The organism is Tolypothrix sp. PCC 7712 (genome assembly GCF_025860405.1).
Lineage (GTDB): Bacteria > Cyanobacteriota > Cyanobacteriia > Cyanobacteriales > Nostocaceae > Aulosira > Aulosira diplosiphon.
Genome location: NZ_CP063785.1, coordinates 7,584,792 through 7,602,225 on the forward strand (window position 1 = coordinate 7,584,792; position 17,434 = coordinate 7,602,225).

Sequence of the window (17,434 nt, forward strand, 5' to 3'; positions counted from 1 at the left end):
TATTGCCTGAGTCAACATGACTCACATAATTGATCCTTAATTTAGGATTTAAAAAAGCTTAAGTTGTTTGGTGTTGAGTGTTGGGGGTTTGTTGTTTGCTATTTATGAGATGCCATAGGGGATAGGGAACATGGCATTATTTTGAATTCTGAATTTTAAATTTTGGATGATTTTTCTCCCTTATCTTCCTCATCCCCAATTCCCAGTCTCCTCACTTACAATTTCTCTTGCGCGCCTAACATTTGTAAGATTTTTTCTGCTTGATCTAAATCACCAACAAGGCGGCGAATGGGATGGGGCCAAACTTTTACTAAAGTGGGAGTAGCGCTAACCTGATCGATTTCAGCTTGTTCGGGATTAGTTAACACATCAACTACTTTTAAAGTGTAAGGTTGTCCCAGCGATCGCTCTAGTAGTTCATGTAAATTATGTAGAATGCGTTCCGTATTTGCACTATGTCCAGCTACAAACAGCCGCAAGACATAGGCTTGGGTTTTTAGTTGGAAACTCTGTGTTTTTGTGACAACTTGATGGTATTTCTGTGTTGATTCCGCATCTAAACGCACAATTAAATCATGGTCTTCCCAAAGCTGCGGAAATGAGGAACGATAAGTAGTTAATACCATGCGATCGCACAAACCATCGACCCAGGGAGCAGCTTGCCATGCTAAATCCCCTGTGCCAAAAATCGCGTTGAGCACAGCTTGATGTCGCAAAACTGCTGGATAAGCTTCAGCAAAGGTTCGTACTTGTTTGGTGCGCGGATCTAGCCAGTGATCAACTGTTGCTGTATAGCAAGGGACTAAAAAATGTGGGGGTTCTGATAGATCCAGAATTTCCTGCAAAGCAGCACACAGCTGTAAATGCCATCTCCCTTGTTTACTAGGGTCGATGCAGTAAATTAAATCGCCTCCAGGTGTAAACAGGGCAATACCTTTAAACAGATGGGTTTTAGTCAGTTTATCTGTATTCAAGTCAGTTTTGGGAACTACATAAATCCACAACAAAAAGTAAAAAGTAAAAAATTTTGTTTTTTACCTTTTACTTTTTACTTTACTTATTTACTGTAACTAAACTCTTCCTCGGAGGAATTGAGCCATTTCATTCGGAGTTGGTGACATCTCTAAGGCTGTTTCCTCAGTAATGCGTCCATCTTGGTAGAGGTTATACAACGATTGATTCATGGTGATCATGCCATCAAAGCTGGCTTGCTTCATGAGTTCAGTAATTTCGTCATATTTCCCGTCTTTAATCCATTCTTTAATGGCCTCAGTATTAATCAGGACATCGTGGAACGCTGCCCGCTTACCATCTGTCGTCCGGCATAGCCCTTGGGCAATTACTGCTACTAAAGACTCGGAAATTGCCACCCGCATAGCATCTTGTTCTTCCCCAGAGTAGAGGTTAAGTATCCGTTCAATGGTTTTTACAGCGCTATTAGTGTGCAAAGTTCCCATTACTAAGTGACCTGTCTGAGCAGCTTTTAGCGCGGTGTTGACTGTTTCTTTATCCCGCATTTCCCCCACCAGAATTAAATCTGGATCTTCCCGCAAGGCTGCTTTTAAGGCGTTATCAAACTTGCGGGTGTGCATTCCCACTTCTCGTTGTTTAATCAACGATTTTTGGCTTTTATGGACAAATTCAATCGGGTCTTCGATGGTAATGATATGCTTAGGCATCTCTTTATTGATGTAGTCAATCATTGCTGCCATCGTTGTGGACTTACCAGAACCCGTAGGCCCGGTTACCAGAATTAAACCTTTGTGAGCATGACAAATTTCCCGAAAAATAGGCGGTAATCTTAACTGCTCCATTGTTAAGATTTTTAACGGAATTAACCGCAGTACCATTGCATAGCCTTTGAGCGAGCCAAAGATATTAATCCGTACCCGGGCAAATTCGTACTGAGTTGCACCGTCAAATTCTAAATGTTCTTCAAAGCGTTGAATTTCAGCTTCAGTTAAAACTTCCCGCATCCAACTGAAAAAAGTGTCTTTATCTGTTTCTGGATGATTTGTTTTCTCAATTTCGCCCCGGTTGCGAAAACGCGGAGTTTCACCTACACCCAAGTGAATGTCAGAAAATCCTTTTTCGTAAGCTTCTTCAATTAGCTTCTGTAATGTCAGAGTCGGAGTAGTGCTTTTGGGACTCGGCACAGTAGGCATTGGTGGTGGTGTGCCAGGACGATGGGCCGCTGCTGGAGGTGCAGCTGGTGGCGGTGGCGCAGAGGGTGGTGGTGGTGCAACTGGTGGTGGCGCAGCAGGAACCCCAGGATAGTTTGACATATCCAATGTTTGTGTCGCCTGGCGTTGGGTACTCAGCGTTGGTGGCGGTGGTGCTGGCATTGGCGGCGGCATTGGCGGCACATTACGTGGAGCGGGATTAGAAGTAGATGGACGCTGTAGGTCGGTCATAAATCTTTACAATGAAGCAAAAAATTAAATTAGCGGAAAACTTACTGATGGATAGTCTCGAGGTGCTTGTAGTACAGGGTGCTCGGTGTTTATTTGCTTGATATTTGAAAACCGTTGTCAGTTCTTTTTTTACAACTGACATGAGTATGTTTTTTTACTAGCTTTATGGCATTTATTAGTTATGTAAAATTTATTAACTAGATATCAACTTGTTTAACATACTCAAACCCTTGGAAAGCATCAGTGATATTCCGGCTAATAACAAGTTTTTATTAAGACATATTACTTAAGAGAAAATACTTTATCCTCTCTAAATGAGAAATTTATTTCCAGCCTGGACAAAACTAGTTATCAATTAACAGCAAAAACACTAGCAGATAATTTCTTCAGCGCTATCTGAGAATTATGAGAAGACATAGGCATTTTTATAAGAAATGTTAAGCAGGAGTGATGTTGATCATTTAAAAGCCATTAGTGAAGTGCCTGCTTAAGTTCTTATATTCCTTTTGATAGATGTTGATAGTAGGCTTTCTACCTATATATGACTTACGCTTTACATTCATATTTACAAAAAATTAACTGTAAACTTTAGTAACTAAATGCTCATCTTAGCAGTAGGTTTTTATATACTGAACTTCTAATTGAACAGTTCAGTGTTCTCGCGAAAGTGAGATAAAGCTGAAGTAAAAATCTTGCTGTGTATTTGGGAGGAAAAGTCATGGTTTCGGCAGATAGCTCTAATCTAGGTAAGACCTACTCCTTGTTAATGATCAAAAGTTTTTTGATCTGGACTTTCACGTTGGCAGTATGTTTGTTGGTTGTCGGGTTCCCATTAGTTGTTTTGATGGCTACGGTCGGGTGTCTGTTGTCGATTGTGTTGCAATCTGTGATGCCTGTAAGTGCAGTTTTATTAGTAGCAGGCGGTTTGATTTTGTTTAATGTCATGGCAGTTGTTTTAGCTGCTGGGGTGTTAACTGCTAAAGGTGTACATCCAAAACAAATCAAATGGCTGAACTGGCTGCATGGAGAAGCAGAACAATTACATACTTCCGTCTACGCATCTTGTCCATTAACTTGCGAAATCAAATAATTGCTAACTTCGACAAACAGTACATCTGCCCGGTTCAGCCGGGTTTTTTCATGTTTATTTAGTATTTGGTGTTTGGTTTTTGGTGTTTTTATTTGTTATTTGGTGTTAGTAATTTATGAATAAATATGAAGTAGGGTGTGTTATGCCAAAGGCTAACGCACCTTAAATTTTGCTGTTACCCTACTTGATAGCGATAACATACTCTACAATTTAATTTTCTTAATAGTCGTTTTTCATGATTACCTTTGACCCTTAACCCTTAACCCTTAACCCTTGACCCTTAACCCTTGACCCTTGACCAATAACTAATGACTAATCAAAAACGAGTTTATATAATCTTAGGTACTCGTCCAGAAGCAATTAAACTAGCTCCTGTAATTCAAGTATTTCAAAGGTCACAAGATTTTGAGTCACAAATAATTTTGACTGGACAGCATCGTGAAATGGTGGAGCAAGTAATGCAGCTGTTCAGCCTCAAAGCCGATGGAAACTTAGAGATTATGCAGCCTCAGCAATCTTTAAGTGATATTACCTGTCGTAGTTTGCGCGGTTTGGAAACGTTATTTAAAGAAAGTAAGCCAGACTTAGTCATAGTACAGGGAGATACGACAACAGCTTTTGCTGCAGCTTTGGCGGCTTTTTATCAAAAAATTCCTGTAGGCCATGTAGAAGCAGGATTAAGAACTGATGACATCTTTAATCCTTACCCAGAAGAAGCGAACCGTCGCCTAATTTCGCAAATTACGCAATTGCATTTTGCACCCACGCCACTAGCTATGGAGAACTTACAGCGTTCTGGTGTGTTGGGTGAAATTCACTTAACCGGTAATACAGTAATTGATGCGCTGTTAAATGTGGCTGCAATTGAGCCAGCTTGCAATATTCCCGGTTTAGACTGGTCATCATATCGCACATTGCTGGCTACAGTTCATCGCCGGGAGAATTGGGGAGAACCACTACAAGGAATTGCTCAGGGGTTTTTACAGATATTAGATAAATTTCCTGATACGGCCCTGCTGTTACCATTACACCGCAATCCTACAGTCAGGGAACCATTACAGGCGCTTTTAGGGAATCATCCCCGGATATTTTTAACAGAACCTTTAGATTATAAAGAATTAGTCGGCGCGATCGCGCGATCGCATTTCTTGCTGACTGATTCTGGGGGTTTGCAAGAAGAAGCACCCAGCCTCGGTAAGCCTGTACTAGTTCTGCGAGAAACTACAGAAAGACCGGAAGCAGTGACGGCGGGTACAGCTAAACTTGTAGGAACTGAAACTGAGAATATTGTGGCAGCTGCGGCGGAATTACTCAGCAACCCCAAAGCCTACGACACAATGGCAAACGCTATCAATCCTTTTGGAGATGGTAAAGCAAGCGATCGCATTTTACAAATCGTCAAAAATTACTTTCAATTTCATTGAAATTTGAAAATGCGACATCGGGCAAGAGTTATTTCTTGCCCCTTTAGCCTGATATTTCTGCATCCCCTGCTCCCCCTGCTCACTATTTTGTTAGTTGCAAGTTCCTTGGGCATGAGGTAAATATTCACGCACTTTCTCCAAGACTTTATCAACTTCTATAGGTTTAGTCAGAAAATCTGTAGCACCAAAAACCTTAGAGCGAACTTTATCAAACAGACCATCACTGCCCGTTAAAATAATCACTGGTGTGTTTGACAACACAGAAGTTCGGCGTAACTGGGCGCAGAGTTCATATCCATTCACACCAGGCATAATCAAATCTAAAAAGATTAAGTCTGGCTTATTTTGAATAAGAATGGGTAGAGCTTGCAAAGGCTGTTGAATATTAATAAACCTAAAGTTATTTGGTATGAGAATTCCTTCGAGCAATTGACTAACTTGAGGACTATCATCTACACAAGCTACTAATGGAGTGGTTAGCTTTTTTAATGGTGTAAAGTTATAGCTATTTTTGAGTTCTGTAGTTGGTAAAGTCAAGTCAGGTACTACGATGAGTTCCATAATTCCTTGACGAATATAAGGAAGTAGGGAACGAATGATTGATAATAAACTCTGATTCATTTTGACGGCTAAATCCCATAAGGTGTATTTGCCGTTCATTAAATTTGCAAAGTTTTTGTAGACAGTTGGGCTTACCATCTGTCGAAGTTCTTCTGGTTTACGGATAATTGGTGCTAAGTGAGGAGAGAAAGTTGCTAACCCAGGTTTTGACCAAATATTCCAAGATTCTTGTACTTGTTGAATAACTATATTGGAATTTGTGAAATCAGTGGGTGCTTTTAAAATTATTTCTTGATGGCGCTCATAAGATAAAGGATGACGATTGAGATTTTGAGCTACATCAAATATAACTTCTGATATTGTTCCCCTCACAATGCTGTTAATTTGTGGGAGAGTAGCTTGATATTTTGTATATAGAATTTCTAGTAGACGATAATCCCAATAATCGCTGACAGTATCTTCAACATCTAAGAGTAACTTGTTAATAGCAATCTGCGGACAATTCTGGGTGATGTATCTATATAAACGACGACGAGGATGATTTCCTCCAGTTGCCCACACTATCTGTCCTAGATGATAATAGAAATTCCATTGCTCGTTATGATGGTTTTTAACATTTAGCTGGCCACTGTACTGAATTTTGATGGAGTTTTGAAATTCATACAATAATTTATCTAATCTTGTTTGTTCGAGAGATAGCATAAGTTTAATCAGGAATTCGGCAAATAAATATCGTGTGATTCAATCAATTTGAGAGTGACCAATTTCTTGTAATAAAGCACTGGACTCTATACAATTATTACCAAACAAAAACCATAGAAAAATCAGTAAACTTACCCTATATTGCTAATTTTTTCTCTATGATTAAAGCTGAGAGATTCAAAATTGCTTTAGGGAAAATCATATCAGTTAAAACTGATTTTCTTTGGGATATAGCAATCCATGCAGTAGTTGCGATATTACGTTTTAAGTGAGGGAATAAACAGAATAAATTACCTATGGAATAAGAATGCTATAGCTAATTAATGCCACACTGCGCGGATATTATTAATAATAATATTAAAATATGTAAACTAAATAGATAACCGTAATAATACGGTTATAAAAATTAAGATTTTTAAGCTAAAACCATGATTTTTCAGTGAATGATGGCAATCGATTTCGTAAATTCCGAATCAAAAATAATCAATTGCTTTAGCAAACAGGGAAAGCAGAAATTTTATAGCTATATTCGATGTGGGTATTGAGTAATTTGATCAATAATTTTTTGGATGAAGTCAAGCTTAACACTCGGTTAAGTAAGCTACTGAGAATCAACTGAAATATTTTTTACTTCAAAACGGTTATATTTTCATATCCCTTTTATTCAATCCCTTGATATCTCCTTTAGCCTTGAAGTTGATGCACATTTAAATTCCACATTTTCTTGTTTGGGCCGTCAAGGGTCAAGATTCAAGGTTAAAATTGGATCTTTGACCTTTGACTCTGGACAATCCTGATAAGTAATTATGCAACTTAAGTAGGTAGACACGAATAAACCTAACTATGTGACAGAATATAAATTACTCAAAACTCTTGCGATTGCTACCCTACCCTGCGGAAACGACTTCTCTACGAGACGCTGCGCGAACGTCGAACGGGAACGCTTCTCTGCGAGTGCTTTTTTACCTAAGTGACAACTTTGGTTAATCAGATTTTTTCTCCCCCAGCTTCAAAAGCGATAGGATATTTATTTATTTGCAAGTTCCTATGAGTATTACTATTGCAGGTTACAACCTCATCGAAGTCCTGTATGACGGTACTACTACCTGCGTTTACCGTGCTTTGCGGGAAACAGAGCAAACATCGGTGATTATTAAAACTCTCAAAGCTGAGTATCCCACTAGGCAACAACTAACTCAATTAAGACATGAATATCAAATACTGCAAAATTTAAATATTGCAGGTATTGTTAAACCTTTGGCACTAGAGAATTATCATAATGGTTTAGCATTAATTCTGACAGATTTTGCTGGAGAAACCCTCAATAATTTTATTAATATCCAAAATTTTGATTTAAGTAAATTTTTAAACATTGCTATTCAGTTAGCTACTATTCTTGCCGATTTACATCAAAACAATATTATTCATAAAGATATTAAGCCACAAAATATTCTCATTAATCCGCAAATAGACAAAGTAGAAATTATCGACTTTAGTATCTCATCATATTTATTCAGCGAAACTCAAAATCCCAGCGACACTAACTTTTTAGAAGGTACCCTCGCCTATATGTCTCCAGAACAAACAGGCAGGATGAACCGTGCAATTGATTATCGTACTGACTTTTACTCTTTAGGTGTTACTTTTTATGAAATGTTAACGGGTCAGTTACCTTTTCAAGTAAATGACTCTTTAGAATTAGTTCATTGCCATATTGCCAAAACTCCCGTATCACCTCAAGAGATTCACTCAGCAATTCCTCCAGTAGTTGCGGATATTGTCATGAAATTATTAGCCAAAACTGCTGAGGATAGATATCAAAATGCCTTGGGACTAAAGGCAGATTTAGAAGAATGCTTACGACAATTACAAGCAACAGGAAAAATTTCCCATTTCCAGATTGGTCAGCTTGATTTATCTAGCCAATTTCTGATTCCTCAAAAACTTTATGGGCGCGAAGTAGAAGTTATGATGCTCATCAATGCATTTGAGCGCGTCAGTCTTGGAGCAACGGAGATGATGTTAGTAAGTGGGTACTCTGGTATAGGAAAATCCTGCTTAGTTAATGAAGTTCATAAACCTATAGTTCGTCAACGGGGATATTTTATTTCGGGTAAATTTGACCAATTTAAACGTAATATACCCTACGCTTCTTTGATTCAAGCTTTTCAAGAATTAATTCGGCAGCTATTAACAGAAAGTAGCGAGCAAATTGCCAATTGGCAAGCAAAGCTTTTAGCAGCTTTGGGTAATAATGGTCAAATTATTATTGATGTGATTCCTGATGTTGAAAGAATTATTGGTACACAACCAGAGGTGCCGCAATTAGGCCCTACTGAATCGCAAAACCGATTTAATCGCCTGTTTCAGCAATTTATTCATGTATTTTGTCAACCTGAATATCCATTAGTGGTGTTCTTGGATGATTTACAGTGGGCAGATTCAGCTTCATTAAAGTTAATTCAACTGCTGACGAATAATCCAGATAGTCAATATTTGTTACTGATTGGTGCCTATCGAAATAATGAAGTTAATGAAACTCATCCGTTGATTTTATTTTTAGAAGCAATTCAAAAAGCTGGGGCAGTTATTAACAATATTTTGTTGCAGCCATTAGCGATTTCTCATGTTACCCAATTACTCAGTGATACTTTGCACAATCACTCAGAAAACTTAGCAACATTAGCTGATTTATTGTTTAATAAAACTCAAGGTAATCCTTTTTTCTTAACCCAGCTACTCAAATCACTTTATCAAGAAAATTTATTATCATTTAATTTCACTGCGAGGTCTTGGCAGTGGAATATCCATCTTTTACAGAAGATTGACATCACTGATAATGTGATTGAATTAATGGTCAGCCAAATTCAAAAGCTGTTACCGAATACTCAGAATATTTTAAAATTAGCTGCTTGTATTGGTGATAAATTTTCTTTAGAGGTTTTGGCAACTGTTAATAAACAAAATCAATCAGCAACAGTCACAGATTTATGGGAAGCTCTGCAAGCAGGTTTAATATTACCCTTAAATCATGCCTCTAGAATTCCCCTTCAACTTGAGCAAAAAGAAATAAACAATAGCGAGCCAACAATTACATATAAATTCTTACATGACCGAGTACAGCAAGCAGCCTATTCTCTGATTACTGATGAGCAGAAGAAAGCAACACACTTGAAAATTGGTCAATTACTGCTGCAAAATGCAACCCCAGAAGAACGTAAAGAAAATATATTTGCACTAGTAAATCAACTCAATTATGGTACTGAACTACTGACATCTGATTCAGAAAAATATGAACTAGCTCAACTGAACTTCTTAGCAGGGCAAAAAGCGAAAGCAGCGACAGCGTATGACTCAGCCGTTCGTTATTTCAATGTTGGTTTGAAATTGTTACCAGTTAATAGCTGGTATCAGCAATATGAAATAACCTTAGCGCTGCATCAAGAGACAGCAGAAGCAGTATTTTTGATTGGTGATTTTGAGCAAATGGAGCAACTAATCCAGGTAGTTCTACAACAAGCAAAATCGCAATTACATAAAGTGAAAGTGTATGAATTGCGAATCAAAAGTTGTGAAGTCCAAAGAAAACTTCTGGAAGCGGTAAAGCTAGGTTTAGAAGCTGTAGAAATATTGGGAGTCAAACTCCCTGAATCACCAACCCCTTTCGATGTTCAGCAAGCTATTGCGGAAACAACAGCTAATTTAACCACTCAAGAAATAGAAGATTTAGTTAATCTACCTCTAATGACAGATGCAGAAAAACTAGCAGCATTTCGGCTAATAGTCAGTTTAGTACCTGCGGCTTATCAATCTGCACCGACATTATTTATCTTGATGGCTTGTCAGCAAGTAAATTTATCAATTAAACATGGAATTACTTCTTTTTCTGTGAGCGGATTTGCTGATTATGGAATTCTTTTTAGCGGTATTTTACAAGATATAGAAGCTGCTGATAAATTTGGACAAGTGGCTTTAAATCTATTAGATAAGTTAGATACTCATGAGGTGAGAAGTAAAACCTTATTTAAAGTGGCAACATTTATTTTGCCTTGGAAACATCATGTGAGGGAAACATTACCACTTTTAGAAAATGCTTATCATAGCGGTTTAGAATATGGAGATTTAATCCATGCGGGATATGCAGCTAGTAATAAATGTCAATATGCCTATTGGAGCGGTTATGAGCTAAAAAGCTTAGAACAGGAAATGGCCAGATATAGTCAGGCGATCGCTCAAATTAATCAAGAAACAGCGTTAAATTGGCATCAGATATTTCATCAAGCAGTTTTAAATTTAATTGGAGAGTCTAAAAATCCTTGTCTTTTAGTCGGCACAGCTTATGATGAAGAGGAATTTTTACCAGTTCATATTCAATTCAATGAGCGAACAGTCATTCATTATGTATTCTTGAATAAATTAATCCTGTGCTATCTGTTTGGGGAATTTTCTCAAGCTGTGGCACATGCTAGCCAAGCCCAACAGTATTTAGATGGGGTAATTGGATGGTTAATGGTACCGTTGTTTCATTTTTATGATTCTTTAGCACAACTAGCAATATATTCATCACTACCGCAGCCACAACAACAGGAGCTATTAACTAGAGTAATTAATAATCAACAAAAAATGCAGAAATGGGCGCATTCTGCCCCGATGAATCATTTGCACAAATTTTATTTAGTAGAGGCTGAACGTCATCGTGTTTTAGATGAAAAAATAGAGGCGGTTGAGATGTACGATCGCGCGATCGCACTTGCCAAAGACAACGATTATGTCAACGAAGAAGCACTAGCCTGGGAACTGGCTGCTAAATTTTATCTATCATGGGGTAGGCAAACGATTGCCCGCACGTACATGAGTAATGCTTACCATGCCTATAGCCGTTGGGGAGCGATCGCTAAAATCAAAGATTTGGAAATCCGCTATCCACAATTAATTACAATATCGCCAAATACACAAAATCTGGAAATTCATTATCAAGAACTTAATCAGGCAAATTTCCCGATCATAGGCAGAACTCAAAGTCTCGATTTGATGACTGTGATGAAAGCTTCTCAAGCTCTTTCTTGCGAAATTGTTTTAAGCAAGTTGCTGACTAATTTGATGCGAATTTTAATTGAAAATGCAGGTGCAGAAAAGGGATTTTTAATTCTCGAAAAAGCAGGTAAGTTACAGATAGAAGCTTCAGGCAGTATCGAGCAAGAGGAAATCAGTGTTGAACAATCGCTACCTATAGAAAACAGTCAGCAGCTACCAATATCGATTATTAACTATGTGCAGAGAACTCAGAAAGACGTAGTTTTGAATGATGCCACTAGCGAAGCGGTATTTAATTTCGATAATTATATCCTTAACCAAAAGCCAAAATCTATTTTATGTACGCCAATTGTGAATCAAGGAAAGCTGATTGGCATTCTGTATTTAGAGAATAATTTAACTACTGGAGCCTTTACACCACAGCGCTTGGAAGTGTTACAGCTTTTATCATCGCAAGCAGCAATTTCAATTGAAAATGCGCGTCTTTATCACGATTTAGCAGAATATAATCGTACCCTAGAAGTGAGGGTAGAAGAACGAACTCTAGAATTACAAGGGAAAAATTTACAACTACAACAAGAAATCCGCGATCGCCAACGCGCTGAAGAGGTAGCAGAAACCGCTAACCGCGCCAAAAGTCAGTTCCTTGCTAGCATGAGTCATGAACTGCGTACACCCCTAAATGGGATTTTAGGTTACACACAAATTCTCAATAAAAATCAAACCTTAACTCCTGAACAAAAGAATGGTATCAAAATCATTCATCAATGTGGTGAACATTTACTGACGCTGATTAACGATATTTTAGATTTATCGAAAATTGAAGCCGGAAAATTAGAACTTTATCCTACAGAATTTTCGCTGTCAGAATTTCTAGAAAGTATTGTCCAAATTTGTCGTATCCGTAGCGAACAAAAAGGCATTGCCTTAGTTTTTGATCAACTATCAGTTTTACCCAAAGTTGTGCGAGCCGATGAGAAAAGATTAAGGCAAGTTTTAATTAATTTACTCAGCAATGCTGTCAAATTTACTGAAAAAGGCACTGTCAGATTTCAAGTAGGCTATCATGCAGAAAAATTCCGGTTTCAAGTAGAAGATACCGGTATAGGTATAGCTGAGGAGCAATTAGAAGAAATATTTTTACCTTTTAAGCAGGTAGGAGAAGATAGTCGCAAGACAGAAGGTACAGGTTTAGGTTTAGCAATTAGCCGTCAGTTAGTGGAGATGATGGGTGGTGAACTAAAGGTAACGAGTACTTTAGGTAAAGGTAGTGTTTTCTGGGTAGACTTAGATTTAGCTGAGGTCGCTTATCCGACAAATATTAAGAAAATTGTTGAACGTCACATTACTGGTTTTGTTAGTGATCAAAAGAAAATTTTAGTAGTAGATGATAAATGCTCAAATCGTTCTGTTTTAGTCAATTTACTCCAGCCTTTAGGTTTTGAAGTTTTAGAAGCAACAGATGGCTTAGACTGTCTAAACAAAGTATTAGAATTTCAGCCAGCTTTGATTTTTATGGACTTGGTAATGACTGTAATGGATGGTTTTGAAGCCACCCGTCGCTTGAGAATGTTACCAAACTTTAAAGAAGTAGTAGTAATCGCTATATCAGCAAGTGTGTTCGAGTTTGAACAAAAGCAAAGTCTAGAAGTAGGCTGTAATGATTTTCTGCCTAAACCATTTCGGGTAGCAGAACTGTTAGAAAAGTTAAGGATTCACTTAGGTTTGGAATGGATTTATGAAGATTTAGAAACCGCTCAAACTCAACAAAAAAATGTTAATGTAAAAACAAAAAACCAAAACTTACAACTAATTCCTCCGCCAGCAGAGGAAATTGCAATTTTGCTAGATTTGGCAATGAAGGGGGATTTGAGAAGTATTGCCCAAAGAGCAGCAAAATTAGAGGGGTTAGACGAGCAACTATTACCGTTTACCAATCATTTGCACCAACTGGCTAAAGAGTTTAAAGGAAAACAAATCGTAGATTTTATTAAACAATATTCCCCAGTAATAGGTAGTAAGTAGATTGACGGTTGATGGTTGACTGTTGACTGTTGGCGGTTGACTGTAATGCAGTGGGATTACGGATGTGGAATAACAAAATTGCTGACCTCTGCCTGATTTAAAATGAGGGTTTATGAACGCGGATTTGAATGATCAAGGTGTCATCTTAATTGTTGATGACAACCCAACTAATTTAGAAATGTTATTTGATTTTTTAGCCAATGCAGGATTTACTGTTTTGGTGGCAGAAGATGGTGAGAGTGCGATCGCACGCGCTGAATATGCTCCACCTGACCTGATTCTGTTAGATATACTTATGCCAGGCATGGACGGTTTTGAAACCTGTTGTCATTTAAAAGCCAATCCCTTAACACAGGATATTCCCATCATTTTCATGACTGCACTGACAGAAACCGTAGATAAGGTTAAAGGCTTGAGTTTGGGAGCTGTGGATTATGTTACTAAACCGCTACAGCATGAAGAAGTTTTAGCGCGGATTGAATTGCATCTGCAACTGCGTAACTTAACCAAGACACTGCAAGCGCAAAATCAGCGTTTGGAGAGAGAAATTTCTGAGCGCCAGCAAGCAGAACAAAAAATTCATCAACAAGCGGCTTTGCTCGATATCGCTACAGATGCCATTATTGTCCACGATTGGGACAATTATATTAGCTTTTGGAACCAAGGAGCAGAAAATTTATATGGCTGGTCAGCCACAGAAGTAATTGGCGAAAATATTAATCAGCTGATTTATCAACCGCAAATCTTACCGCAACTAGAAAATATCCGCGACAGCCTAGCAGCAGGTGGCTGCTGGTACGGGGAATTACAGCAAGTTACTAAACAAAATCAAACAATTATTGTTGCTAGTCGTTGGACTTTAATGCGCGATCGCAATGGACAACCGCAATCGATTTTGACAGTTAATACTGATATTACAGAAAAAAAACTACTAGAAAGTCAATTTCTTCGCGCTCAACGTTTAGAGAGTTTGGGTACCCTGGCTGGCGGCATTGCCCATGACCTTAACAATATCCTGACACCTATCTTATCTGCAGCACAACTACTACAGCTAAAACGCTCTCCCAGTGAAGAATGGAGTCAGCAAATGTATAGAACTATTGAAAGCAATTGTAAACGTGGAGCTGCTTTAGTTAAGCAAGTGCTACATTTTGCGCGGGGGGTTGAAGGTAAACGTTCAATTGTAGCCATTAACCATTTGTTCTTAGAAATTGAGCAGATTATTCATAGCACATTTCCCAAATCCATTGAATTTTCTTCAGATATTAACCCCGATTTATGGGCAGTAATTGGAGATGCCACACACTTGCATCAAGTGCTGATGAACCTCACCGTTAATGCTCGTGATGCCATGCCTAATGGTGGGACTCTGACTATTTCTGCTAAAAATTTCTTAGTTGATGAACAATATGCCCGGATGAATCTCGAGGCTAGTATTGGCCCCTATATTGTGATTACTGTTGCGGATACAGGAATTGGCATGTTGCCAGAGATTTTAGATAGAATATTTGAGCCATTTTTCACTACTAAAGAGGTTGGTAAAGGTACAGGTTTAGGTCTTTCAACTGTGAGAGGTATCATCAAAAGTCACGGTGGTTTTATTAACGTCCATAGCGAAATTGGTAAAGGCACAGAATTTAAATTATTCATACCAGCAGTAGAGACTATGGCAACATTGTTAGCCGAAAATGTTGAACTGCCAAATGGTAATAGAGAATTAATTTTAGTAGTAGATGACGAAGATGAAATTCTCGAAACCACCAAGATTTCTTTAGAAACTTATAACTACAGAGTGCTAACTGCCAGCAATGGGATTGAAGCGATCGCACTCTATGCCCGTTACCAAGATAATATTAGTGTGGTTTTGGTAGATATGATGATGCCATTAATGGATGGCGAAACTACCATTCGCACATTGCAAAAAATGAATTCCCAAGTGAAGATTATTGCTGTTAGTGGTTTGGTAGGCAGCAATAAAATTGCCAAAGATGCAACTATCAACAAATTTATTTCTAAGCCCTACACCACTCAAGAATTATTGCAAACTTTGCATGAGGTTCTTTACCAAGGGCTATATTATGCGGACGCACCAACAATACCTAATTTTGGATTTTAGATGGAGACAGATGGGTAGGGGCACGGCAATGCCCATTGGTGTCAACTTAACGCGAAACCCGCTTTGTAGCAAGGTTTTTGCCCTCACCCCCAACCCCTCTCCCACCGGGAGAGGGGAGCAAGAGATTTAATTCCCCTTCTCCTGCGGGAGAAGGGGTTAGGGGATGAGGGCGAAAGTTTTGTACAACGCCCGTCCTATATAGCTTTTAGCTTAAGTTGACACGTATGGGCATTGCCGTGCCCTCTAGAATATATTGATGTGTCGCAAACATTATTTGAATTGGTATTAGATTTTAGATTGGGAATAGATCCGCACTAAAAAGAGTTTAGCAGTGCTAAACCCCTACAGTATAAATGTTTTTACACATAAGGGACTTCCAAGAAATCAATTATTCCATCTTGTGGGGCGGGCATCTTGCCCGCCACATACACTGGGCGGACAAGATGTCCACCCCACAATAAATACTGGGATATTTTATTTGGAAGTCTCTAAAGCAGATGCAAAGCACTCAGCACAGGCTAAACGCCCCGCTACCGCTAACAGCACTCAGCACTTTCTTATACTGCCTCATTTAGCACCAACTCTGGTTGAGGTGCTTCCTCTTCTTCTGGTAAGCCGTAAATTGATCGATACAGCTTCACGTATTGCTTGGCAGATTGATACCAGCTGAAATCCTGAGTCATGCCACGTTTTTGCAATTCCTGCCATTGAGGTTTGAAACGGAAACCTTCCCAAGCGCGGATCATGCAGGTGAACAAATCCAGGGGTTCATAGCGGTCAAAACAATAACCAGTACCTGCGTCGTTCATGGGGTCGAAATGGGATACCGTGTCCACTAATCCCCCTGTACGGCGCACAATGGGCACAGAACCATAACGCAAAGCCATCATTTGGCTGATACCGCAGGGTTCAAAGCGGCTAGGCATTAAAAAGGCATCCGTACCAGCGTAGATGCGGCGAGACAAGGCATCGTTATACAGCAGGTAAGTTGCCATGCGTCCGGGGTAACGGGATGCCAATTGCCACATTTGGGTTTCGTAATAGCGATCGCCTGTTCCCAACAACACGAATTGCGCGTCAGTATATGCTAGGAAGCGATCGAGAATTTGGATGACTAAATCCAAACCTTTTTGCTCTACTAACCTCGTTACCATGCCAATTAAAAAGGCGTTGGAATTAACTTCTAATCCTACTTCTTCTTGCAGCCCAATTTTATTAGCTTTACGTTTATCTAATGTGTCAGTAGTAAAGGTTTGGGCAATATACTTGTCGTTTTCTGGGTTATAAACTTCTGTATCGATGCCGTTAATAATCCCAGATAATTTACCACTAATAAAAGACAGCAAACCTTCGATGGTTTCTCCGTAAGCAGGTGTTTTAATTTGCTCGGCGTATGTGGGAGAAACTGTATTTACCCTGTCGGCAAATTGCACCGCAGCTGCCATTGTATTGTGTCCTTGCATATACCAAGGACACCAAGTAATTTTTTCTAAATACCAACGCCAAGGCCCTTGATAAGCCAAGTTATGAATAGTGAATACACTAGTAATATCTGGATCTTGGTTCATCCACACAGGAATCATGCCAGTATGCCAGTCATGACAGTGGACAATTTCTGGCTTCCAGTAATTCCAGCAAAATTCTGCCGCACCATTGGCAAATAAAGTGAACCGCCAATCTTCATCCTCTCCTGAATAAATGCGGCGAGGTAGGAAAGCAGGATGTCCAAACAAATACAAGGGAACATCAGTACCAGGGAGAATGCTTTCGTAAACAGCAAAGTCCTGAAACATAGCATATCCCCGCCAGATGGGTTCCTTGGGAACCTCCATTTTGTCTGGCAGGAAGCCATAGTAAGGCAGGAATATGCGTACATCATGCCCCATTTGTCTCAAGATTTTGGGCAATGCGCCGACAACATCACCCATTCCACCAACTTTTGCAACAGGTGCTGCCTCTGCTGCAACAAATAGAATCCGCATGGTAATATATGTTTCCCCGATTCTGCCTACACAGTGATCAGTTTTCAGTTACTCAATTAGGGTCTTCCAAGTAAAAAAATATTCCT

Annotated in this window: 8 protein-coding genes; 4 read left to right on the forward strand and 4 right to left on the reverse strand. The window is 39.0% G+C overall.

Annotated features, from left to right (window positions below):
• Nucleotides 1–215: 215 nt before the first annotated feature.
• Nucleotides 216–1,004, reverse strand: a complete 789-nt coding sequence (locus HGR01_RS30845; RefSeq protein WP_369792169.1) for a circadian clock KaiB family protein — start codon at nucleotides 1,002–1,004, stop codon at nucleotides 216–218.
• Between the two features lie 66 nt (nucleotides 1,005–1,070).
• Complete coding sequence (locus HGR01_RS30850) at nucleotides 1,071–2,414, reverse strand: type IV pilus twitching motility protein PilT (protein WP_045868420.1); 1,344 nt, start codon at nucleotides 2,412–2,414, stop codon at nucleotides 1,071–1,073.
• A gap of 718 nt (nucleotides 2,415–3,132) precedes the next feature.
• On the opposite strand from HGR01_RS30850, the gene HGR01_RS30855 reads away from it, so the two are divergent.
• Both HGR01_RS30855 and wecB read left to right on the forward strand, forming a co-directional pair.
• The gene (locus tag HGR01_RS30855) at nucleotides 3,133–3,504 is read left to right on the forward strand and encodes a hypothetical protein (protein ID WP_045868419.1); all 372 of its coding nucleotides are present in this window, start codon (nucleotides 3,133–3,135) and stop codon (nucleotides 3,502–3,504) included.
• A 308-nt stretch (nucleotides 3,505–3,812) separates the two neighbouring features.
• Entirely contained in the window at nucleotides 3,813–4,928 is a 1,116-nt protein-coding gene (gene wecB / locus HGR01_RS30860) for a non-hydrolyzing UDP-N-acetylglucosamine 2-epimerase (protein ID WP_045868418.1), read from the forward strand.
• A gap of 90 nt (nucleotides 4,929–5,018) precedes the next feature.
• Here the strand turns inward: wecB and HGR01_RS30865 are convergent, their stop codons facing one another.
• On the reverse strand, nucleotides 5,019–6,191 hold the full coding sequence (locus HGR01_RS30865; protein ID WP_045868417.1) for a response regulator: 1,173 nt from the start codon (nucleotides 6,189–6,191) through the stop codon (nucleotides 5,019–5,021).
• A 1,047-nt stretch (nucleotides 6,192–7,238) separates the two neighbouring features.
• Between HGR01_RS30865 and HGR01_RS30870 the strand changes: the two genes are divergently transcribed.
• Together HGR01_RS30870 and HGR01_RS30875 are read left to right on the forward strand one after the other, a co-directional pair.
• On the forward strand, nucleotides 7,239–13,250 hold the full coding sequence (locus HGR01_RS30870; RefSeq protein ID WP_045868416.1) for a hybrid sensor histidine kinase/response regulator: 6,012 nt from the start codon (nucleotides 7,239–7,241) through the stop codon (nucleotides 13,248–13,250).
• Between the two features lie 112 nt (nucleotides 13,251–13,362).
• Nucleotides 13,363–15,366 (forward strand): response regulator, encoded by a 2,004-nt coding sequence (locus HGR01_RS30875; RefSeq protein ID WP_045868415.1) that lies wholly within the window; start codon nucleotides 13,363–13,365, stop codon nucleotides 15,364–15,366.
• A 557-nt stretch (nucleotides 15,367–15,923) separates the two neighbouring features.
• Here the strand turns inward: HGR01_RS30875 and glgA are convergent.
• Nucleotides 15,924–17,348 carry a glycogen synthase GlgA gene (gene glgA / locus HGR01_RS30880; protein WP_045868414.1) on the reverse strand — a complete coding sequence of 475 codons (1,425 nt, stop codon included), beginning with the start codon at nucleotides 17,346–17,348 and terminating at the stop codon, nucleotides 15,924–15,926.
• Between the last annotated feature and the right edge of the window lie 86 nt (nucleotides 17,349–17,434).